Consider the following 22579-nt stretch of genomic DNA (forward strand, 5'->3'; position numbering starts at 1 on the left):
GTGTATTAACGACACACTGCGAACAAAGCGCAAGCAACGGGTAAGCGTGGAAAGATTGTTGTTATTGATGATTTGTTGAAAGGACAAATCGAATGTAATAATGTGCAGCTACACAATCAATTAACACAGCGATATTATTCGGATTGGTCATCACGTGCCGATGATGATAAGCAAAAGACGATGCTTTTAGGTACGATGTGGGCAGATACGGATTTACTTAATGTTTTATATGATGTGGCGAAATCGAAAGGTTTGAGCGAGGATAAGAAGTATCCTTATGTCGAGATTACAAGTGATCGTTCCGGTTGCTTTATACGAATTCCTGCTCTTGACCGTAATAATCAATCAACTTGTCATCGAAGATATGCGACAAAGTATTTGCTTGATATAAAGAGAGGAATGACACGCTTTTTGTGGCAAGCTGTTTATCAGCAGAACCCAATCGCACCGGAAGGTCTTGAGTTTAATTACAATGTACTTCAAACCTACGAAACAAAACCGCTATTTGAGCAAGCGCAATCTCGCTACGCTTCACTTGACCCTGCGAGACGTGGTAAAAACTATGTTTCTATGCCGATATGTTACAAAATCGAAGATAAGCATTATCTTGTAGATTTCTTATATCGTAAAAAGGCGATGAAAGAAATGTACGATGTGATTGTAGATAAGATTATTGAGCATCGCATCAATATCTTGGTGTTAGAAAACAATACCGATACAAGTTTAAAAGAGGTTTTGGAAGAAAGACTTCGGTTTAAAAACTATCTGCATTGCACCATTATCGAGAAATATTCAACGCAGAACAAAGAGCAACGTATTAAGGACCATCAATCAGATGTTAGAAATTATATTGTTTTTCCATGTAAAGGAATGTTCTCTTTGAATAGCGATATGGGGTTAGCTATGGAAGAAATAACCGCATATTCTTTTAACTACCCTAATAAATTTGATGATGGTATTGATGCGCTTGTTATTTATGCAATGCAGTTTATAGATAGTGGAGTTGAATTCCCCGAGGTTGGCACATTCAAACGTGGTTACCTTTAATTTTGTGAGGAGGTGGAAAAATGTCAGAAAATGAAAAACAAGCAACACGTATTGATAATAGTGTTTATGATGTTATTGATACAGGTAATCCAAATCCATCACGAACTTACGGGGATATCGACTATTCCGGTTTTAAGATTATGACGGGAAGGAAAAAGTTAGAAATACCTGTATCAAAAGAAATGTTAAATGAACACATTATTGAGCGATATCTACCAAAGGTTTTTAATGATTTGAGTAGTAATATTTATGACTATAAGCATCTATTTAATGTTTATGCAGGCAAATCAAACATTCAAAAGAAAGAACGAAAAGCTAATCCGGATAAAGAAAACAGTATCGTTGATGAAAGGCATCCGTTTTTTATGGTTGAATTTAAAAAAGGGTATTTATATGGCAATGATACGAAGTATTCTTGTGCAGAAAGTGGAAGTTGTACCGATGAATTAACATTTTTATCAAAATATATGACCGAACAGAAAAAGCCACGTAAAAATATTGATATTTCAGAAGATGTATATATCGCAGGTGCAGGTAATCGTATGATTTTGCCAAGAAAAAATTATGCTGGTATGGATGTTACCAAGAAAGCGCCATTTGAAATTTTTAATCTTGAATATACTAGATCGTTTATCGTATATTCCTCGAATTATACACATGAAATGTTATTTGGTGGCATTATTACAGAAATTCCATCAGATATACCGGAAATACCGAAGTATGAAATTATGATATACGATCATAAGTATTCTTATCGTTTTTCATGTAACACACTATTTCCGAGCATAAACGGTGCAAAATTTTTAAGTAAGCAACGACATTATATTGGTTATGTACCTTTTAGTGAATGGAAAATAAATTCCGCTAGAATTGGTATAGTGGAAGTTGTTGAATCTATTTTAGATGCAGCCAATATGATATCGTCTAACGAAGTAGATAATGTTATTGATTATGTAAATAGCATTTTATTGGTTTATAACCAAAAAATATCAAAACAATCAATGGACGGTGTATTAGAAAACAGAGCGATGCAGTTAAATACTACAGATCCATCACGACCCGCAGACGCTAAATATTTAGTAAATGCCCTTAATCATGGAGATGTAATGCAAAAATATGAAGCACTTATCAAAGTAGCTTATAGCATTGTCGGAGTACCGCAACCTACAACACAATCTACATCAGGTGGAGATACAGGAGAAGCTAGAAACCTCGGTGGAGGTTGGGCGAGTGCTAGTGTAGTTGCGGATAATGAAGAAATCATGCTTAAGGAATCCGAAAAGAATATGCTTGAAATATGTTTGGCTATTTGCATCAAACACCCATCGTGTCCTATCAAAACATTGGATATCACTGATATTGAAATTAACTTCAATAGAAATAGAAATGATAACTTGCTGGTTAAAACGCAATCACTACAAAATTTATATTCAATGAATGTTCCAAAAGAAATTTCGTTGAATTATGTTGGTATATCGGCAAATTCCCATGAAGATGCGCAGGCATGGGATAAAGCGGACAAGGAGGCGAAGAATAATGTTGTAGTTACTCAAAAGGAAGAAACTACGGAAGTAGAAGATGAAATAGAAGTAACCAAAGAATGACACCCATTTGGGTGTTTTTCTTTTGCCCTAGAGAAAGGGTAGATAAATTTCGCAAACATGGACAGAGAAGTCTTAAATCGCAAAGGACAGAGAAGTCGTATAAAACGCAAGGAGTAATAAAATGAGTGAAGTAAATACACAAACAACAAGTACAACTGATAACAGTGCAAATGCGAACACACCAGATACAACGAAAGAGGAAGAAGTTGTAGCTAAAGAATTGCTTGATAAAGCAACTAGTGAAGCAGCGGACTACAAAAAGAAATGGAAAGCATTATTGAGTGAACAAGCACAAAAAGAATTAGAAGCAAAAGAAAAGGAAGAAAGAATGCTTGAAATTGAGAAAGAAAATAAGTCATTGAAAATGAACAATGCACTTGTAAATTCGGGGTTTAGCGAAAAAGTAATCAAAGACATTGTGAAAAGTGCGGTAGAGGGCGATGCTGATGCCTTAGCAAAAGCAATTACCGATGGTGCAAAAGAAGTAACTAAAGAGTTACAAGACAAAATTGCTACTTTAGAACTTGAAAATACCGAACACCCGGCAAATGGAAGCAATAGCAACAATCAAGAGATTACGCTTGATGTTTCAAAAATGTCTTTAGATGAATTAGAGAAAGCATTCAAGGAACACCCTGAATTAGCAGAAAAATACAAATAATAAGGAGGTAAATAAAAATGTCATTAAATCACACACATAGTGGATATAGCAATTTTGTGTTACAAACGAAATTTGAAGATCAGTACAAAAGTTATCTTGATCTGATGCAATTTTGTACAGTAGATAATTCTTTGGTAGGGGTGCCGGGAAGTAAAATTGTAATTCATACATACAAAGCTACTGATGGTACTGAAACATTAAAAATGGGTGAAGGAAACACCAAAAATATTGAAGTGTCTATGGAAACGAGCGAAAAGGAAATTGAATTGCTACAGAACCGTTTCCCTTGGTACGATGAAGAATTGATGAATGACCCTAATATTATTAAAGATGGTTTGAATCACATGTCTGTTGATATGTTTAACACTGCAAACGCAAAAGCTATGGCAGAATTCCAAAAAGCTACGCTCGAAGTGAAGGTTGGAAAATTTGATTTTAACGCATTTGTAGATGGAGCAACAATGTTTAACACCGAAAATGATAAACCTAATGTTTTTGCATTATGTCATAAAGAAGATGTTGCAAGTTTGCGTAAAAATTTAAAAGACGATTTGAAATATGTTGAAGCGTTTGTACGTCAAGGGTATATTGGTACTGTTGCTGGTGTAAATATTTATATTACAAAAATCGCAACAAAAGGAACAATTATTCTTGCAACGAAGAAAGCAGTTAAATATTTGAATAAGAAAGGCACTGAGATTGTACAGGAACGTACAGACGAAAATAAACGTTTGAATACGATGTACTCACGCAAATATGGTGTCTTTTATTTTGCAGATGAACGCGAAGCAGTTAAGTTGACTATTGATCCGGAACTAAGTGCCAACTTGTTGAAGGAAGAAAAAAATACTGCAAAGTAATAAATGTTAGGAGGTGCAGTCATGAAAATTCGGACCGATTTTCCCGATCTAATGAATAGGTTGGAAGAAAAATACCCAACTACAACCGAACAAGATAGAGAAGAAGCGATAACCTACGCTGTTACACAGTATCTTAAATTAACACACGAAGATACTTATGATATTCAAAATCTTGTTTTTATGGATTGGATAAGACGTGCATGTTTTGAATTACTTGACCGAAAGTATGTGTTAGGCGTTGCGGGAGGTGTGAAACAATATTCAGAAAATGGATACCAATTCACACTTGATGGCACAGAAATTTCAAATGCTCTTGCTTTTGAAATAGCTAAGGTAGGTTTTCCAAAATGATGCAAGATATATGGATTGCACCTCTTTTAAAAGAAGGTAAAGACAATTTCGATAACCCTGTTAATGAGTATGGAGAACCATATAAAATTAGTGGGGTTAAGCTTAATTCATTGAATGGTTCCGTTGAGTTTTATGAGTTTGGCGAAAGGATTAAACACATGGCAAAAGCACTGTTACCCATGTATGCTTATCATGGAGTAATAAATGAAAAAGACAAAGCTTATTTATACGGTACAAATCCTAATGATGAAGAAATTTATGGAAGTAAAGCTAATTACCGTATTGATACAGTGCGTCCACAAGGTGTTAAGCTATTGGTTTATTTTGAACGTATAAAATGATTGTTGAATTATCTGTTAATGGATTGAATGATTATTATAAAAGACTTAAAAAAGCATCGGAAATGTTTAAAAAAATGAAGCCTAAATTCATCGAAAAATCTTTATCATATATTCAAGATAAAGCAAATGAACATATACAAACAACAACCGGTAATTCTAGTTGGTATGTACTAACGCATGAACTTGAGAATAGTTGGGTAATCAACATATTAGAGAAGTCATTGATAAATTATTGTAGCCATGCAGCATTCGTTGAATATGGTACAGGAAGTATCGGAAAAGGAACGCACCCGGATAGTAGAAATTATAGTTATGATGTAAAAGGACATGGAGATGATGGGTGGTTCTTTTATGATAAGGACCATAATTTGCATTGGACAAAAGGTATGGAGGCACATGCTTTTTTATTTGATGCAGTGAATGATTATCTATATCGTGGCGGATTTGATACTATCGTTAATGAAGTGATGAATGAAGTTTTCGGAGGGTTATGATATGAAACATTTTGCGTATGATCTGATTAAAAAGAAAATCACGGAAAAAATGGCAAACGAATGTATGTTCAAGCCAACTGTTTTGTCATATCCTAAAACATTTCAAAATGAGGTTATCATCACAGAAAAAGACAATACCTTACATAAACGAGACAGTTTTAATATCATTCGTGAAAGTAAGGTGTTTATTCAATTTGATATCTATACGAAAGATACAGAAATCGAAGGGCAAATGTATTCTCGATATTCTGTTTACCGTGATATAGAAGAAATTGTAGATAAAGTATGCACAGATCGATACAATCTTAGGGTTATCACAAGTAAACCGACACCTAACTTAGATAGAGATGTATATAAGCATACGATTATTTATGAATGCACACAAATTGATACAAAAGGGTATTTTTTTTAAAAGAGGAGGAATAACTGATGAACAAATATGAAGTTTCAGAGCAAAGAGCTATGAAAGGTGCAGGCGGTGGAGTTTATAAATTAGATGAAACCGATGGCAAATATGCTGCACTCATTGCAACAACAAAATTACCTTTTATCACTTCATCCATGAGCGATATTGATATTAAAGTAGTCAATTCAACTATTATTGGTAAAATTGATGGTGTAGAAACACTTGAAGCTTCCGAGACAGAGGCTTATATGCATCGAGATGCAATCAATAAATTGGAAGAAATCAACGGTAAACTACTTCATTTGATGTCAGTAGCACCGGATTTCACAGGCTATAAATATGACGCAACCATTACCTATACACCTAATGAGGTAGAAATGGACGCAGCTTGGATGGGTACTATTAAAATCACACCTAAAAACAAACCACAGTATATTGAAAATTGTTTTTCTTTGTTAAAGCCTACTATTAAATATGTCGATGCGGTTTCTCCAAGCATTACTTTGGAAACAACTACAGGTACTGCAAAACAGTTGATTACTACCGACCCTAAAGATGCAACATTAGAAGTAAAGAGTGATTCAGATGCTATTGCAACTGTCAAAAACGAAAGTGGAACAGTAACAATTACAGGTGTAAAAGAGGGTTCTACTATTATTCGCTATAAAGCTACTAAAGATGGTTATGCATCAGCAGAGACAACTACTTTAGTAATTGTTCCAAGTAACAGTGTAGCGGCAGCTAATTTGGCTTTAGAAGAAGAAAAAACTAAATCTAAAACAACTAAATAAATCTACGCACCCCTAATAAAAAAAGGGGTGCGATTTCATAATATAAGGAGGAAAGCAAATGTTATTATTTGAATTTGATTATGAAGGCAAAAAGTTAGAATTCCGCATGTCTCATAAAGCGAAGGTTGAGCTAGAAAAGATTTCTAAAGAAAAACAGAAAATATTTGAAGATCAAGAAGTATTAGGAGCAACATTAGATGTTATGGATTTTGCGAATGTCAACCAAGGAGACGCAGAAGAAAAAAGCAAAGAAGATTGCGAAGAAAAGAAGAAACTAATTGTCAAACATGCATCAGTTCTATCCAAAGTTATGAATTCAATGGATGATATTGACCCTGTTGATATGATGTATGTATTACTTCATTGCAACCCTAAATTTAAAGATATTACAAAAGAAGAATGGGATAATATCGAGTTTACAATGGAAGAAGAAATTGGTTACGAAGAATTGATGGATATATTTTATGAAATTCGTGATAAGGTTTTTACTTTACTGGAGAAGATGGCAGCACCTCGTCAGAAAGCAATTCCAGAAACCAAGCTATTAAATTAGATAAGTACAATTCTTACGAACAATTTTGTTGGGAAGTATTATTACCTTTTGCTTTAGAGGCTGGATTAACAGCGGATGAATTTTGGTATGATGATATACAACTTGTAGAAATGCGTTGTAAGGCGTATGAGAGACGTTTGGATAATCAAGCATGGGTAAATGGGCAGTATGTGCATTTAGCACTAATAAGTGCATTATCGGCAGTCATGAACAAAGACAATTATATTGATTACCCTGACATGCCATTAACAGAAAAGGCAAAGCAGAAAAAAGAAACTTTACAACCTAGCAATAAAAAATATGATGATATAGCATTGCAGAAAGACCAAGAATATAGAGATTTATGGCTAACTTTATATTGATGGTCTTTTTATTTTAGACGAAGGGAGGGTAAATGAATGGCTGACTATGATAGGACGATAGGGGTACAAATGCAAGATAATTTCGATGAAGCCTCCGCTGCCCTTGATGTTTTATTGAGTAAAATAGATATTTTGAGGAAACGTGTTAATACTATAACAAATGGAATTCAAAGATTATCAACTACTTTTGAAGCATTAAGCAAAATCAATAATATGGATTTTAGCAATATCGATAATCAAATTAACAAAATGGTATCAACTGTCGAAAAGCTTGAAAAGCGATTAAGTCAATTAAAGACACCTAATATGAATTCTTTAAAATCGTTTTTGGATAGCTTTAAAGCATTTAATGTATCTAGCTTTGAGAAAATGCAAGAGATACCATCTATTATGCGCTCTATTGAAGCTGTTGATGCTTCGAAAGTCGGAAGAGTATTTAGTACACTTGATACACAGATTTCACCATTCATACAACACTTAAACGAAGCGAAGTCGAAGTTAGATAACTTTGGCGCGAAAACAAATATATCAAACTTAAACAAGGACTTAGAAACATCTAAGAAAAAAGTTAAAGATGTAGGAAATGAAGCTTCTAAGACTAGAAAAAGAATCAATCAAATATTCACAGTTGGAAATTTGATTTATTTCTATAATATGTCTAAGCAGATTTTTCGTGGCATCGGAGAAATTATCGGGAAAGCAATAGATTTTACCGAAGTTGAAAACTACTTCTCACGTGCTATGGGAAATATGCGTGGTGAAGCTATGAAATTCCAAGAACAGCTTTCTGAAACCTTCGGTTTAGCAATGCCTGATACCATGCAGATGCAAGCAACATTTAAAAACATGCTTGGATCTCTTGGTGGGATTAGTGAAGAAATGTCTTATATGTTATCAGAACGTGTTACAAAGATGGCGATTGACTTTTCTTCTTTATACAACACTTCAATTGAACAGGCATCTACAAAATTTCAAGCAGCTTTATCCAAACAAGTGCGTCCAATCAGGTCTGTATCGGGTTATGACATTACACAGAATGTATTACAGGCAACGATGCAAGAAATTGGAATGAACGATGTTAAGATTTCTCAAATGAACGAAATCGAAAAGCGTTTATTGATTATCTTGACATTACAAAGTCAGATGGCTCGTTCTGCTGCGATGGGGGATTTTGCTAGGACAATTGAACAACCTGCCAACCAATTACGTGTTTTACAACAGCAATTAGCAGAGGTAGGGCGTTGGATTGGTTCGGTATTCTACGGTGTTATTGGTTCTGTCCTTCCATACATCAACGGGTTTGTCATGGCTATCAAAGAATTAGTGCGAACATTTGCTCTTTTCTTAGGTTATGAGTTACCAAATTCAACAGGACAAACCGGAACTATTCTTGATGGACTAGAGGAAGGAATGGGTGGCGTTTCGGACAGTGTAGGAGATATCAATAGCGGTTTAGATGAAACAAACAAGAAGTTAAAAGAAGCGGTTGGTAGTCTAGCATCTTTCGATAAACTGAATGTCATTAAACCACCAACTGATACTGGTTCTTCCGGTGGTGGAGGTGCCGGTGGTTTAGGAGGAATGACTGTTGACCCACGCCTTTTAGAAGCTTTAAACAAATATGATTATTTGTTTGGCAGTATCCGTATGAAAGCAATGGATATTCGAGATAATCTGTTGCAATGGGTAGATGCTGCTAAGAAATTCTTAGATGTAAACATATTTGAGAAGTTTTCAAATAGTTGGAATAAATATGGACAGTCTGTTATTGATAACCTATTAAATTCGAGTGAAAACATCAATCATATTCTTGGTGGAGCATTCGATATTGTCGGAGAAAAATGGGGTTCATTCTTTCAAGAAGCAACGGATTTATTTTTTGGATTATTAGACACTGCTAGTATGTGGGCTGACAATGTAACATACTTTTTTAAGGTAGTTTGGGATAATGGTGGAAGTTATCTGTTTGAGAAACTTTGGGATTTAGCTGAAGCATTCTTAAAGTTAGCAAATAGTATAAACGACAACTTTGTTAAACCGGTAATAACTTGGCTAAAAGGTTCAATTACACCGATATTCGCAAGCCTTGTTGGTGCTGTTCTTGCAGGTGTAGGAAAAATCGTAGATGTATTAGCTAATTTGATTGATTGGCTTGCAGAAACGGAAGGTGCTACGATTGCTTTAATGTCTATTGCCGGAGGCTTTTATGCTGCATGGAAAATAGGAAAGTTGGTAAAAGATTTCCAAACACTTGGTTCCTCTTTTACTGTATTTGAAAAACTAATCGTATTACTTACTGATAACAGCAAAATTGCACAGAAATTCTTTGAAATTTTCACCGGTGGGAAGAAAAATATAACCTCATTTAAAGATGTGTATGGAGCACTAAATGGAGCTTTAATGAACACGAAAATGTGGCAGATTGTGGCTAAAAAAATAGGTGAGTTTGGAGTATCTCTTACAGTTAGTGGTGAAGCAGTAGGTGGATTGGCAGGAACAATAAAATCCGGTCTAGGAAGTGCTTTGAATTGGTTGGCATTAAACCCAATGGTCGCAGTTGCTGCGGGTATAGCTACTCTTGTGGCGGGTATTGCATTGCTTGGTAGCACACAAAAAGAACAGAAGTATGAAATGGAAGATTATACCGAAAGTGTCCAAAAACAAGCAGAAGCAGCGGACGAATTAGCGAAATCATTAAATGATGCCGAAGAAGCTGCTAAAAATTCGTATGCAGATAAAATAGGAGATATTGGAACAGTCGAGAAATATCTTCAAAAGCTACGTGAAATGTCAGGCGAAACAGGTTATGTAGACAATGTTAATCTTGCAAAAATGTATGTCGAGGAAATCAATTCATTATTACCGGAAACAGTACAATTAACTGCTGATGGTAGAGTAGAGTGGTTGAAAAATACAGATGCTATTTATCAAGAAATCGCAGCACTCAAAGAAGAAGCAAGAGTGAAAGCTTATCAAGAACTGTACACACAAGCTGTTCGTGATGAGATAAAGGCACGTACAGACCTTACTATGACAACAGAAGAATTGAATAAGAAAGTTCAACGGTTAAATGAATTAAAAGCCGATGGTATTTCTGAGGACGAAATAGAAGAAATTGGACAACTTAATGCTGATATTTCAGGATTGAACGATACCATCGGTAAGCAGAATGAAATCCTTGATAAAACATCTAAATTGCAAGATGAATATATTGCAGGAATGGAAGGCTTAGCGGGAAAAACAGACGAGTATACTGCATCTCTTAAGTTATCTTATCAAGGACTTTCTGATGCAGGTAACCAAGCATTCAATGATTTAGGTACTAAGATGCAGGAATTCCAAAGACAACATGATGAATATGTTGCAAAAGGACTTGATAATAACAGTAAAGAGCTAAAGGATATTCAATCTTCACGAAAACTCATTATTGATGAATATACTCAACAGGCTGTGGCGTATGGGAAAACGTATGATGAGTTGCTTGTCATTTTAAATCAACAAGGTGTAACGTTGACAGAAAATGAAAAAGCGCTGCTCGAAAAATCATACAAGAACCATGAGAAAAACAGTAAAGAAATTCTTGAGATTGCAAGAAAACAAGGACTTATGTTGAACGAACAACAGAAAGCAGATTTCACAGCGTTCTTGAACACTTTGCAAAATAACAATGTTAAGATTAAAAAAGAAAATTCCGATCTGTATATGAATTTGTATAGTGCTTATACAGAGCATGGAAAGAATATGAATGCTGAACAACAAGGACAGTATCAAAAATTCTTAACTTTGTTAGCACAACACAACATTGATGTCAATTCAAAGAACGGAGAACAGTACCTTAAGACATTTCTTGATTATCAAAAGAACGGTAACGAGAGTGGAGAGGCGTATATTGCGTCATTATCAACCGCTTTAGGAGATAAGACAGGTAAGGTATCCAAAAAAGCCGATGATGTATCGAAAAATGCTAAGAGGATTATTGAGAGTAAAAAACCTAAAATCAATGTGGATATTCCCGATGTTTCTGGTAAGGCATGGAGTGCATGGAGTAAGGTTAATGAAATTTTTAGAAATAATACCATAAAAGTAACTTTACATGGAGTTATGAATGGTGTAAGTATTGCAACGAATGCCATAGGTTCGCTATTTGGGAGACAAGTAGCTTTTGCTACCGGTGGTTTTCCTGATGTGGGGCAAATGTTTATTGCTCGTGAACGAGGTCCTGAATTGGTCGGCACTATTCGTGGACGTTCAGCGGTTGCAAACAACGATCAAATTATTGCAGGTATTAGCTCCGGTGTGTATAACGCTGTATTAGCAGCTATGCAAGCGATGGGTGGCAATAATTCACAGAGCATAAACCTTGAGAACTACATTGTTGTTGATGGAAAAATCATACAGAAGCAAGTAACTAAAGCTGATGAAAAACATTCACGTAAAACAGGAAAACCGTTGTTCAAGAAATAATAGGAGGTGTCGTAAATGAATGACGTAAGAGGGATTACAAATGATTTTAATGACGAAGAACGTAAAATCCAAGTAAAAGGAACTCCGTTACCATACACAAGCGCACCTCCTGATTATCAGTTTTCAGATTTAGATAACGAGGGTATTCGACCTTTCAAAACAGGAGTTTTGAGAAGAAACAGAATACGTAAGAATATTATGTCCATCGGCTTAAGTTGGGAAAATATCAGTCCTAAAACAGCGGAGAATATCCTTGCTTTAGTCGATGAACAAACATTTAGTGTGAATGTGTATGATAGGACACAGAAAAAGCGTGTAAATAAAACAATGTATCGTAGCGCAGATGTTACATATAGGGAAGAAAAATATGTAGGAGGGTATGTCGCCTTCCTTTCTTTTTCCCTAATTGAATGCTAGGGAGGTGTTTTCTTATGTTTCGTCTATTCATCAATAACGAAGAATATACCGATTATATTGTTTCAAATCCCGAAATATCAGGACAATTTGTGGAAGATACAATTATAGGTAACACACCTTCACTTGCTTTGAATTTGACACTTGATAATACGGATAAGATTTTTGACAATTTATTAGACTTTCCTTTTGTTATAAAAGATGAAGAAAAAGTTATTGGTTCTTTCTTCGTAGTTGAAGCTCCGGAACGTATGACAAATCAACTTTATTTAGAAATGTACGATAGTATGTCATTGACTGATATTCGATACGAAAGTAAATTAAAATATCCGACTACATTAAGAGATCAATTAGACGAAATGTCAAGACTGTTGAAAATGCCAATTGACTATACTGCTATTCCACAAGATATGGTAACACGAACTGTTGGTATGTACGACAATACGCTATCAATACGCAATCATTTGTCGATGATCGCAGAAGCTTATGCTTGTAATGTGTACGCTAAAGAAACGGGTGGATTGATATTCAAAAAGATTTCTTCCAAAACAAAGCATCATATTACAGAGAATGACGTAGAGCAGTTTGATAAAGAAATGTTGGAAGAATTCACAATATCAAAAGTTACGTTTGATGATACAGTTTTACTTTTAGAAGCTGGCACAAACGAAAAGAATACTCTTTACCTAACACAAGATAATATGTATATTGATGATCAAAAAACTGTCGATTATATATATAGTGTGATTAACGGATTAAGCATTTATTCCGTACAAGACTTAAAGATTGCGGCGGTTAATGATGCAAGACTTGGAGATATTATTGAATTTGATGGATATTTTCGTTATATGGTTCTTGATTTTAAAACTACTTATTTGAATGGAGAGTATAACATTCAAGAAATGAACGGTAGGATAAATACCAAAAATCTTGAAACGATGCAAACGACTGTACCATCTGATGTGAAAATAAAACGATTAAAGGTGCTTGTAGATCAAAATGAGACTTCACTTAAAATTTTAGCTCAAAAGCAAGAAGGACTTAACAATAAAATTAGTGAAATCGAAGTAACCTTAGATGGCATTAAAACGAAGGTAGAAGATGTTAAAACTTCATATCTTCATATCGCTTATGCCAACTCATCAGATGGTGTAACTGGTTTTAGTACTACGGATTCCACAAATAAGTTATATATCGGACAATATACCGATTTTGTTAAAGCAGATTCTACTGACCCTAAGAAGTACTCATGGACTAAAATTAAGGGTGAGACTGGACCACAAGGTCCTAAAGGAGAACCTGGGCTTCAAGGTCTTCAAGGTCTTCAAGGACCAAAAGGGGAACAAGGTATACAAGGACCGAAAGGTGAAGATGGTGCAGACGGTGCTTCAGGTAAGACTTCATATTTCCATATTAAATATTCTTCAGTAGCAAATCCTACAACATCTAGCCAAATGACTGAAACGCCATCGACTTATATTGGTACTTATGTCGACTTCGAACCTACTGATAGCACAGACCCATCGAAATATACTTGGGCACAATTTAAAGGTTCTCAAGGGGCTAAGGGAGAACAAGGTATACCGGGAACGAATGGCGCTAACGGTAAAACCTCATATTTGCATATCGCTTACGCTAATAGTGCTGATGGTAAAACGGGCTTCAGTGTATCTGATTCAGCAGGTAAATTGTATATAGGACAATACACAGACTTTACCCAAGCTGATTCCACTGATCCAACAAAATATAGTTGGACAAAAATTAAAGGTGAAACAGGTGCTACCGGTGCGACGGGTAAAGGAATTAAAACCATAGCTAACTACTATTTAGCTAGTGCAAGCGGTAGTGGGGTAACTGATGCTACATCAGGATGGACGACAACAATTCAATCCATATCTGCTAGTAAGAAATATTTATGGAATTACGAGCTCATAACCTACACTGATAATAGCACGACAAAGACTACACCATGTATTATCGGAACTTATGGCGACAAGGGTCAAACTGGAGATGCAGGGGCTGCGGGTGCAGCTGGCGTTGGTATTTCCGGTATTACTGAATATTATCAAGTATCGACATCTAATACAACTGCTCCAACGTCATGGGGTACAACTGTTCCAACGTTAACCGCAACTAACAAATATCTTTGGAACTATGAAAAAATAACCTATACGAACGGTACGTCTAAAGAAACAGCGAAACGCGTTATTGGTGTATATGGAGATAAGGGGAATACAGGCGCCACTGGTCCTCAAGGTATTGGAGTTAAGTCCTCAACCGTAACATATCAGGCAAGTACTTCAGGAACTACTATTCCGACTGGTAGTTGGGTATCGACTATTCCTACCGTTGCCGCAGGTCAATATCTATGGACGAGAACTATTATCACTTATACCAATAACAAGACTACGACATCTTATTCGGTTGGTCGAATGGGTCAAAATGGAGTGAATGGTAGTCCTGGTGCTGCTGGTAAACCAGGAGCTGATGGTAAAGGTGTTAAATCCACCGCTATTACTTATCAAGCAGGAGCATCGCAAACTTCTGCTCCAACTGGTTCATGGTCTACATCAATACCCAAAACAACTCCAGCTCTACCATATTTATGGACTCGTACCGTAATAACTTACACAGACAACACTACAAGCACTTCGTATTCAGTAAGTAGTACGCTGGATAGTGTAGAAATAGGCGGAAGGAATTTGTTACTAAATTCAAATTTCAAAAACGCTAATAGGAACTGGGCTTTAGAAAATGTAACAGCAAGTGTTATTCATGATGAAATTTATAACAATACGTTAGCCATAACTCACACTAAAGGAGATTATGGAATTAACTCTGAAAGAATATATCAAATTAGACCTAATATGTTTGTTGTAGCACATACGACATACAGTTTAAGTTTTTATGCCAAAGCAGATAGTAATTTAACCTTGGTTCAAGCAACGGGCGGTACTAATAATCCAAAAGAATTTAATTTAACAACAAATTGGACAAAATTTACTAGAATCTTTGACAGCGGAACAGTTACTGGTTCGTTAACGTTTTATCTTAAAACTGCAGGAACGTATCAATTAGCTAACGTTAAACTTGAAAAAGGTAATAAAGCAACTGACTGGTCTCCTGCTCCCGAAGATGTTCAAGAGGATATTAAAGACTCTATCGACGATGCGACTTCGGCAATCACAGAAGAATATAGATCTGCAATCGATCAGACAAGTAAACAAATAGAAATGATGATAGAAAGTGTTAGAACAGAGACTGATGCTAATACAGAATCTATAACCGCCGTTTCTAACCAATTGCAGATAACTACTGAAATGGCTCAGTTTGTTAAAACAACAACCGAGAAATTGCAGTCAGTTGTAGACGGTAAACTTAGTGCGGAAGAAGTTAAAGAATGGGCAAGATTCGACGGTGCTTCTTTGGAGTTAGGAGCTTCTAATAGTCCATTCAAAGCAGTCTTATCTAACACCGAATTGGCATTCTATCAGGGTGATATAAAAGTTGCACGTATTTCAAATAACGAACTTTATATTCTAACCGCAGTAATTCTAACCTCCATCAAATGTGGCAACTTCACATTAATCGATGAAGGTTCTTTAGGTTTCTCATTGATTTAGAAAGGAGATGGTTAGATGCCAGGTGCTAGCGCAAGTAAAAATATATATGGTACTGCTTCGTCTTATCCGTATGTATTAAAAGTAAGTTTCAAAGAAACTGCTACCAGTGTGGCTAATAACACATCAGTCATTTCTATTAGCGGTTCTTTATACGGTCAATATGTAAGTTGGTCTTCAAATTACAATTCATATTTGGATATTTATTGGCATGATAACCGAACCAATAAAAACATATTAGTAGCTACATCTGACGCGTTTACTGGAAATGCTATGGGGCAGACCAGAAGTGTCTCTAAATCTATAACCGTAACTCATAATGCTGATGGTAAATTATCAGGTTTTGCTGCAATACAATTTAGAGCCGGTTCAACTTCCGGCGGGTGGTCTCCGCCATCGACATGGCTACAAACAGCATCAATCGCATTGACGTCTATAGCCAGAGCATCGAGCATTAGTTCGCTTCAAGGTAGTGTTCTTGGCAGTGCTGTAACAGTCGGTATATCTAGAGCGATTAGCAGCTTTACTCATGAAGTAGAGTATTCGTATGCTGAAAGTGGATGGACTTCAGTAAGCACATCAGCTGCTACTTCAGCGTCTTTTACCCCGCCCGTTAGTTTAGCAAGCCGAGTTCCTAATGCTACTACTGGATCTTTAACGGTTCGTGTGATCACTATGAATGGGTCTACTCAAGTAGGGAGTGCGGTAACTAAGTCTATAAATTTGAGTATTCCGACTAGCATTGTTCCGACTATTGGTTCAGCTACCGCCGCACGAGTAGATAACGGTGTTCCTTCGGATTGGGGTGTTTATGTTGTAGGCTTCTCACAAGTCGAAATAACGTTTTCGGCTTCCGGGGCGTCTGGTTCGACAATTGAATCAAATTCGATTAGCGGACCGGGCATAATTGCAAACTCAAATAGTGCGACTTCTAGTACGTTTACAGTAGCCGGCACTAAAACTTATACCTGTAAGACGACAGATAGTCGTGGGCGAAGTGCTACAAAGAGTGTATCTGTTATAGTCGTAGATTACAGTAACCCATCAATTAGTGTATCGGCTATAAGATGCAACAGCGATGGAACTGTATCTTCTAATGGTACTTATCTTAAAGTTACATGCAACTACTCGATAGCAAGTGTATCCGGTAAGAATTCAGTAGCTTCTCGTTCTGTTACATGTAATGGTGTGTCAAATACTACATTCTCTAGTGGCGCAGCGTTTGTATTAGCGGCTAAATGTTCGATAGAATCTAAATACACCCTAACCGCCACGATTAAAGATGCTTTAGGTAAAACTGCAACTGCGACTATCGAAATTCAAACTGCAGAGCGAGTTATGAATGTTAAGGCTAATAAAAAAGGTATTGCGTTTGGCAAGTTTGCAGAAAGAGATGGATATTTAGAAGTTGCATATAAAATGTTATTGGAAAATACATTTTGTATGCTTACCAGCGGACGTATTAGACAGCCATTATTTATGGTTTCAGGTAGCGCAAATGGTGATGGAGTAGTATTAGGTAACTCTGGAGGCGTAGTCGTTTTATCATCGGGCAAAGCTTACAACAGTTATATTAATAATGTAGGAGCTATAGATGTAACAAAAAAAAGTGCCTATGTATTATGCGATGACGATTTACGTATTATTACAGGACTTCAAGATCCTGCTAATAGAAAATCGGTATATGTGTATAGCAATGGGGTTGTAGAAATCCCATCTACTTTACATGCAGCCTCTCATGTTATATCTAACGGCGGATATTTGTATTCACGAGCAAACGGTAAAGAAATCAAAATAGGATCTGAAAATGCTTCGTATTGCCATTATATTACTACTGCTAGTACACATTGGTTCAATACACAAGTCTATATTGCAGGAGCATTACAAGTTGAAGGAAAATTAGCTGCTGGTACTATATTGCATCCAACCGGAGCAGAATGGATTGGATTTTATTCTAGCAATGCTAATGCTTATACTAACACCAAACGAAAAACATATATCGGACCTAATGGAACAACTAATTTCTATATTCAGAACGAAGCTGGAGGAAGCTGTATTGTTAACAAGGCTTGGTCAGTGGGATCTGATAAGCGTTTAAAAAAAGACATAAAAGACATTGCCGATGTTTATGTTGATATTTGGAAAGAATTAAATCCAAAAACATTTAAATGGAACGATATTAACTACGGAACAGATAAAAATGAATTTGGTCTAATCGCTCAAGATGTTATAGCCGCTTTTGAAAAACACAATTTAGATTATAGAGATTATAGTCTAATAACACAGTTCAAAATAGGCACACCTGATAATGAAGACGAGGTTAAAGAGAATAGCGATATAACAAAAGATATTACTGAATACTTCTCACTATCTTATGACCATTATTTCATGATGACCGCACAAGTTGTTAAGAAGCAGCAAGAAGAGATCGACACTCTAAAGCAAGAAGTATCTGAATTAAAAGAACTAGTTAAACAATTACTAGGAAAGGAGGTTAGTTAAACTTACCTCGGTGTTCAATATGTGGTTAAGAACAAAGTGATAAGGCGTACTTCAAAGTACGTCTTTTTATGTCCTAGAATGACTTTAAACTTAGCTAGAAAAGAGGAAAAGAAATGGAAATGTTAAGTGAATTTATTGTAGTAACGGTAATGGCTATTTGTTTTGGGAGTGGGTACATCATCAAATCTTCTTTAGATTTTATTCCTAACAAATACATTCCGCTAATTATGGGTGTTTTAGGAGTTTTATTGAATACATGGTTGAATGGATTTACATTTACTCCCGAAATTCTATTAGGTGGACTAGCTAGCGGATTAGCTGCTACCGGTGCGTATGAAGTAGTTAAAAACTTAAAGAATAAAGATACTTCTTTGCCAAAGTAGGTGCTCATCATGGATATGCAAATGACTATCACAAGAGCAGAACATGAAGAATTTAAAAAACGACTTGAGGAGAAGAATGATCGTCAAGATAAACGATTATCATTGCTTGAACAACAAGTCGAAGAATTGAAGAAAACAGCCGTTTCTATTGAACGATTGTCGAATATTATGGAAAGTATGCTACGTGAGCAGAAATCGCAAGGTGAGCGACTGCAAAAATTAGAAAGCCTAGATGGTGAAATGTGGCGTAAAGTTGTAGGATATATAGCTACTGCTATCATAGGTATTGTAATTGGATTTATTTTTAAACAAATTGGAATGTAGGAGGAAATTAACATGAAAAAAGGACAGACAAGTAAACGTGGAGGAATTCAAGATATTTTATTCCCAATGGAATATATGAACATTACACAAGGAAATAATGGGCAGTATAGCCATCAAGGAGCCAATGCGTTAGATCTAGCCGGTAAAGATACAGGTAGAGATTTATTCTATGCTCCTTTCGATGTACGCTGCGTTGCGACAGGTGATCGTAATACAGAGGGAAATGCTGCGTTTTGGCAATCCGTTAATCAGGTGCGTTTTGCCGATGGTACAGTAGATTATGCAACAATTATGGTGCTTCATGATAACAGCTTGAATGGAATTTATCCGGGTGCGACATATAAACAAGGCGCACAAATTGGACAAGAAGGAACTGCAGGAAATGCAACAGGAAATCATAATCACTTTGAAATTGCAAAAGGCAAATTTACACATAAATATGACCTTAATAAATTTGGTATTTATCATTTGCCAAGAAGCATTAGCGCGGATCAAGCATGTTTTGTTGATGGCACTACTATCTTGAATGCGAATGGTATGAAATGGAAGAAACTTGCTGATGTTCAAGTAGGAGGTGCATCAAATGGCACTGTTTTGAATGAAATTCCTAGCGACTTTATCAAAGAAAGCGCAACATTCTATTGTAATGTCGATAAAATCAATATTAGACTTGCTCCAAGCTTGAAAGGACAGCTGACAGGGGATTGGTACGAGAATGGAATGTCAGTTAAATACGATGGATATGTAAAACGTGAAGGATATGTATGGATTAGCTGGATTAGCTCCAAAACTAAGAGACGTCATTGGATGGCAGTTGGCGAACTGAACAAGAACGGATATAACACAAAACCTTACGGAACATTTAAATAAAAATTTATCCCTACTCTCATTACGAGGGTAGGAATTTTTTTTGGTGTAGATTTCACAGTTTTTTTCATGTAAATAAAAAATATATTTACAATACCAAAAATAAACAAATTACTTTATAATTATATTTATAAAAAATATTGGAGGTATAGATATCAATGTATATTTTTTTAAATAAACTTCGGGGGAATAATAATGTGGAGAGATAGGCCCACTGTTATAGAAGAGTGGATAGAAGGAGCGACCCATGTAGCCTTTTTTGATGAAAATGGTGATGCTGATATGAGTTATATAACTAAATGTAAATTGAAAGGGAAAAAAATTGATGAATTTTCAAAATACTTTGGATTAACTTCTGTTTTACTTGAACAAAATAATTTTATTGATATAATGTTCAGTATTAATGCATTTAAAGAAAAATATTGGCCTGACAATGGGTGTTATGATTTTAATGGTAAGTATCAAAAAGTATGTTTACATTCTAGGGAAATAAGGAAACAAACAGGTCCATTTAGTAAAAATATTATAGGTGCTACAAATTTCATGGAAGATTTAAATAGTTTAATGGGTTCGCTACCAATGTCAATTACTTCTAGTTTTATTGATAAGGAGAGATTAGAACAAAGATATGGTAGCTATGCTCAATCACCATATAATATTTCAGTTACATTTATCTTAGAAAGATTAGCCGAAAGGCAATTAAAAGATACAGACAAAGTAATAATAATTTTGGAATCTCGAGGCAGGAAAGAAGATGCAATTATTTTAGATACTATAGTGCGCTTGATTAAGTATGGGACTCGATATGTTAGTGAGAAACAGTTTAAAAAAATTATAGGAGTATATTTTAATCCAAAAAGATGCCAAAGTGATTGTAAAAAAAGTTACTTTGGATTAGAGATCGCTGATTTGTGTGCGTATCCGATTTTTAAATATTGTAGAAATCATAAAGAGGATAAAGCATTTGAAATAATAAAGTCGAAGATTTATGGGTATCCAGAACATTTAAATTATGGAATAAAACGATTCCCATAAAAAAAGCTGTTAAACAACAGCTTTTCCGCCCGCGCAGTTACGAGCCCAATAAGGATAGCATTATCCTTTCTACTCATATTATATGTAATTTCTTAAAAAAATCAACAATTTTGTGTAAAATCACATAATTTGTTGATTTTATGCAAAATAAGTTGTATGATAGATGACATGTTTTTTCAAATTTGCTATTCTTTTGACAGAGAATAGTTTTTTTATTTTGACGTTTTAATAATATAGATATTATTCATATCCCATTCTCTTAATTATGCCTTGGTTCATCAACTGAAATTCAAAGGCTTTGAAATTGAATAATATGATTGAGATCCTTAAGCGTTATAAAATATCTTAAGGATCTTTTTTGGTGTAAATTTGGTGTAAATTTATTTTTCGAATGTTAAAAATTAATGAAAAGTGCCTTATTTTTGTACTATTTTGATACATTTTTTACTATTTTTATTATTTATGTAGTTCCTTGTGTAATACCTAAGCGCGAAAAGGGAGGTGTGGGCATGGAAGAGCGATTTCAGGACATAAAGCTGCGTGAAGATGGCTTTTTGGAGATTGAGTTAAAAAGTGCAGATGATTTTGATGATTATATTTATCAGAAGATGCAGAAGGATAACGGGTGTCTGCCTTGTGTGCGAGATCATCATAATACCAAAAAGCTTTATTATGATACAAAGGGGTATGTGAGCCTTTGTACCTATATGCATTCACATATTTTTGAAGCACAAGAGAGCTGTGAGTTTTTGATTTATGTATTGGAAAGTATGCTGAGTGTGAATACAAGTAAGCCGGTTATGATGAATATCGAATATATGTATATGCATCATGAGGGAGGTTTATTGCGTTTTTTGGTACTTCCGCTTTGTGTTGATAAATGGGCTTTTCAAAAGGCGGAAAGTGTTGCTTTTTTAGGTCAATTGATGGAAGCGATGCGCTTGCAGGAGGGATATGAAGCATTTGGCTATTTGGCTTATATGCAGAAATATGAAGAAATGACGTTACCGATGGTATTACAAGGATTACATGATTTGCATGAGCATGGGAAAAAGAAGCCGACACTTTTTCAACGCTTGTTGCATTTGGAAAAGGAAGAAGCTCCTTATGTTCCTAAAGATATTCCGTTTCCTAAAGCATATCCACAACTGCAAATCAGAGAGCCGAGTGAAGAATATCGCACGCAAACAGCGATTTACGGTGAAACTATGGTACTTTGTGCTGATGAACAATGCTTTTTTGTCCAAGGTGAACAAAGGTATCAGGTGAAAAGTGAATGTTATCGCATTGGCAGAACAAAGGATAATGAATTGTGTATTGACAGTGTGTATATTTCTTCACATCATGCTTGCTTTTATAAGAATACGATGGAGCTGGAGGATCTATCTAGCAGTAATGGAACCTTTGTGAATGGTGTACGCATTCATAAGCAGGTGCTGCAGGACGGGGATCAGGTAACCTTTGCACAGGATAGCTTTCAGTTTATAAAGCGTTAAACTT

The 22579-nt window shown here is 35.5% G+C and carries 20 protein-coding genes; all 20 read left to right on the forward strand.

The annotated features are described in order from the left end of the window. The first annotated feature begins 75 nt into the window (after positions 1-75). The 20 genes from EUBDOL_RS07060 to EUBDOL_RS07155 all read left to right on the forward strand — a co-directional run bounded on the left by EUBDOL_RS07060 (position 76) and on the right by EUBDOL_RS07155 (position 22575). Positions 76-1047 carry a hypothetical protein gene (locus EUBDOL_RS07060; RefSeq protein ID WP_004800066.1) on the forward strand — a complete coding sequence of 324 codons (972 nt, stop codon included), beginning with the start codon at positions 76-78 and terminating at the stop codon, positions 1045-1047. Positions 1048-1067: 20 nt separating this feature from the next. Further along, complete coding sequence (locus EUBDOL_RS07065) at positions 1068-2651, forward strand: phage portal protein (protein ID WP_004800068.1); 1584 nt, start codon at positions 1068-1070, stop codon at positions 2649-2651. 121 nt (positions 2652-2772) lie between these two features. After that, on the forward strand, positions 2773-3312 hold the full coding sequence (locus EUBDOL_RS07070) for a hypothetical protein (RefSeq protein ID WP_004800071.1): 540 nt from the start codon (positions 2773-2775) through the stop codon (positions 3310-3312). 17 nt (positions 3313-3329) lie between these two features. Then, positions 3330-4172, forward strand: coding sequence for a hypothetical protein (locus tag EUBDOL_RS07075; RefSeq protein WP_004800073.1), 843 nt, complete (start codon positions 3330-3332; stop codon positions 4170-4172). A 21-nt stretch (positions 4173-4193) separates the two neighbouring features. Next, on the forward strand, positions 4194-4523 hold the full coding sequence (locus tag EUBDOL_RS07080; RefSeq protein ID WP_022419826.1) for a hypothetical protein: 330 nt from the start codon (positions 4194-4196) through the stop codon (positions 4521-4523). After that, on the forward strand, positions 4520-4864 hold the full coding sequence (locus EUBDOL_RS07085; RefSeq protein WP_004800077.1) for a hypothetical protein: 345 nt from the start codon (positions 4520-4522) through the stop codon (positions 4862-4864). The genes EUBDOL_RS07080 and EUBDOL_RS07085 overlap by 4 nt, the downstream gene beginning before the upstream one ends. Continuing rightward, positions 4861-5358 carry a hypothetical protein gene (locus tag EUBDOL_RS07090; protein WP_004800079.1) on the forward strand — a complete coding sequence of 166 codons (498 nt, stop codon included), beginning with the start codon at positions 4861-4863 and terminating at the stop codon, positions 5356-5358. The genes EUBDOL_RS07085 and EUBDOL_RS07090 overlap by 4 nt, the downstream gene beginning before the upstream one ends. Position 5359: 1 nt before the next feature. Continuing rightward, complete coding sequence (locus EUBDOL_RS07095; protein ID WP_040463491.1) at positions 5360-5770, forward strand: hypothetical protein; 411 nt, start codon at positions 5360-5362, stop codon at positions 5768-5770. Positions 5771-5787: 17 nt separating this feature from the next. Further along, the gene (locus EUBDOL_RS07100) at positions 5788-6555 is read left to right on the forward strand and encodes a hypothetical protein (protein ID WP_004800083.1); all 768 of its coding nucleotides are present in this window, start codon (positions 5788-5790) and stop codon (positions 6553-6555) included. A 58-nt stretch (positions 6556-6613) separates the two neighbouring features. Then, the gene (locus tag EUBDOL_RS07105; RefSeq protein WP_004800085.1) at positions 6614-7108 is read left to right on the forward strand and encodes a hypothetical protein; all 495 of its coding nucleotides are present in this window, start codon (positions 6614-6616) and stop codon (positions 7106-7108) included. Between the two features lie 137 nt (positions 7109-7245). Continuing rightward, on the forward strand, positions 7246-7470 hold the full coding sequence (locus EUBDOL_RS07110; protein ID WP_040463495.1) for a hypothetical protein: 225 nt from the start codon (positions 7246-7248) through the stop codon (positions 7468-7470). Positions 7471-7506: 36 nt separating this feature from the next. Continuing rightward, complete coding sequence (locus EUBDOL_RS07115; protein WP_004800088.1) at positions 7507-11934, forward strand: coiled-coil domain-containing protein; 4428 nt, start codon at positions 7507-7509, stop codon at positions 11932-11934. 15 nt (positions 11935-11949) lie between these two features. After that, positions 11950-12351, forward strand: coding sequence for a hypothetical protein (locus EUBDOL_RS07120; protein WP_004800089.1), 402 nt, complete (start codon positions 11950-11952; stop codon positions 12349-12351). A 14-nt stretch (positions 12352-12365) separates the two neighbouring features. Continuing rightward, positions 12366-15971: a collagen-like protein gene (locus EUBDOL_RS11630; RefSeq protein ID WP_218915106.1), complete on the forward strand. Its 3606-nt coding sequence runs from the start codon at positions 12366-12368 to the stop codon at positions 15969-15971. Between the two features lie 15 nt (positions 15972-15986). Then, complete coding sequence (locus EUBDOL_RS07130; protein ID WP_004800093.1) at positions 15987-18470, forward strand: DUF859 family phage minor structural protein; 2484 nt, start codon at positions 15987-15989, stop codon at positions 18468-18470. 113 nt (positions 18471-18583) lie between these two features. Further along, complete coding sequence (locus tag EUBDOL_RS07135; protein WP_004800096.1) at positions 18584-18853, forward strand: phage holin family protein; 270 nt, start codon at positions 18584-18586, stop codon at positions 18851-18853. A gap of 9 nt (positions 18854-18862) precedes the next feature. Next, complete coding sequence (locus EUBDOL_RS07140; protein ID WP_004800098.1) at positions 18863-19177, forward strand: hypothetical protein; 315 nt, start codon at positions 18863-18865, stop codon at positions 19175-19177. Positions 19178-19189: 12 nt separating this feature from the next. Further along, positions 19190-20047 (forward strand): SH3 domain-containing protein, encoded by an 858-nt coding sequence (locus EUBDOL_RS11570; protein ID WP_004800100.1) that lies wholly within the window; start codon positions 19190-19192, stop codon positions 20045-20047. Between the two features lie 192 nt (positions 20048-20239). Beyond that, positions 20240-21079, forward strand: a complete 840-nt coding sequence (locus tag EUBDOL_RS07150; protein WP_004800101.1) for a DUF3800 domain-containing protein — start codon at positions 20240-20242, stop codon at positions 21077-21079. A gap of 509 nt (positions 21080-21588) precedes the next feature. Continuing rightward, positions 21589-22575 carry an FHA domain-containing protein gene (locus EUBDOL_RS07155; protein WP_040463498.1) on the forward strand — a complete coding sequence of 329 codons (987 nt, stop codon included), beginning with the start codon at positions 21589-21591 and terminating at the stop codon, positions 22573-22575. Positions 22576-22579: the final 4 nt, after the last annotated feature.

Origin of the sequence: Amedibacillus dolichus DSM 3991 (genome assembly GCF_000154285.1) — a bacterium.
Lineage (GTDB): Bacteria > Bacillota_I > Bacilli_A > Erysipelotrichales > Erysipelotrichaceae > Amedibacillus > Amedibacillus dolichus.

Bases quoted from the DNA above. Each gene is read 5' to 3' on its own strand.
- EUBDOL_RS11630 (WP_218915106.1), top strand. From the start codon at position 12,366: ATGTTTCGTCTATTCATCAATAACGAAGAATATACCGATTATATTGTT.
- EUBDOL_RS07115 (WP_004800088.1), top strand. From the start codon at position 7,507: ATGGCTGACTATGATAGGACGATAGGGGTACAAATGCAAGATAATTTC.
- EUBDOL_RS07100 (WP_004800083.1), top strand. From the start codon at position 5,788: ATGAACAAATATGAAGTTTCAGAGCAAAGAGCTATGAAAGGTGCAGGC.
- EUBDOL_RS07105 (WP_004800085.1), top strand. From the start codon at position 6,614: ATGTTATTATTTGAATTTGATTATGAAGGCAAAAAGTTAGAATTCCGC.
- EUBDOL_RS07065 (WP_004800068.1), top strand. From the start codon at position 1,068: ATGTCAGAAAATGAAAAACAAGCAACACGTATTGATAATAGTGTTTAT.
- EUBDOL_RS07135 (WP_004800096.1), top strand. From the start codon at position 18,584: ATGGAAATGTTAAGTGAATTTATTGTAGTAACGGTAATGGCTATTTGT.
- EUBDOL_RS07075 (WP_004800073.1), top strand. From the start codon at position 3,330: ATGTCATTAAATCACACACATAGTGGATATAGCAATTTTGTGTTACAA.
- EUBDOL_RS07150 (WP_004800101.1), top strand. From the start codon at position 20,240: ATGTGGAGAGATAGGCCCACTGTTATAGAAGAGTGGATAGAAGGAGCG.
- EUBDOL_RS07085 (WP_004800077.1), top strand. From the start codon at position 4,520: ATGATGCAAGATATATGGATTGCACCTCTTTTAAAAGAAGGTAAAGAC.
- EUBDOL_RS11570 (WP_004800100.1), top strand. From the start codon at position 19,190: ATGAAAAAAGGACAGACAAGTAAACGTGGAGGAATTCAAGATATTTTA.
- EUBDOL_RS07095 (WP_040463491.1), top strand. From the start codon at position 5,360: ATGAAACATTTTGCGTATGATCTGATTAAAAAGAAAATCACGGAAAAA.
- EUBDOL_RS07080 (WP_022419826.1), top strand. From the start codon at position 4,194: ATGAAAATTCGGACCGATTTTCCCGATCTAATGAATAGGTTGGAAGAA.
- EUBDOL_RS07140 (WP_004800098.1), top strand. From the start codon at position 18,863: ATGGATATGCAAATGACTATCACAAGAGCAGAACATGAAGAATTTAAA.
- EUBDOL_RS07090 (WP_004800079.1), top strand. From the start codon at position 4,861: ATGATTGTTGAATTATCTGTTAATGGATTGAATGATTATTATAAAAGA.
- EUBDOL_RS07155 (WP_040463498.1), top strand. From the start codon at position 21,589: ATGGAAGAGCGATTTCAGGACATAAAGCTGCGTGAAGATGGCTTTTTG.
- EUBDOL_RS07130 (WP_004800093.1), top strand. From the start codon at position 15,987: ATGCCAGGTGCTAGCGCAAGTAAAAATATATATGGTACTGCTTCGTCT.
- EUBDOL_RS07070 (WP_004800071.1), top strand. From the start codon at position 2,773: ATGAGTGAAGTAAATACACAAACAACAAGTACAACTGATAACAGTGCA.
- EUBDOL_RS07120 (WP_004800089.1), top strand. From the start codon at position 11,950: ATGAATGACGTAAGAGGGATTACAAATGATTTTAATGACGAAGAACGT.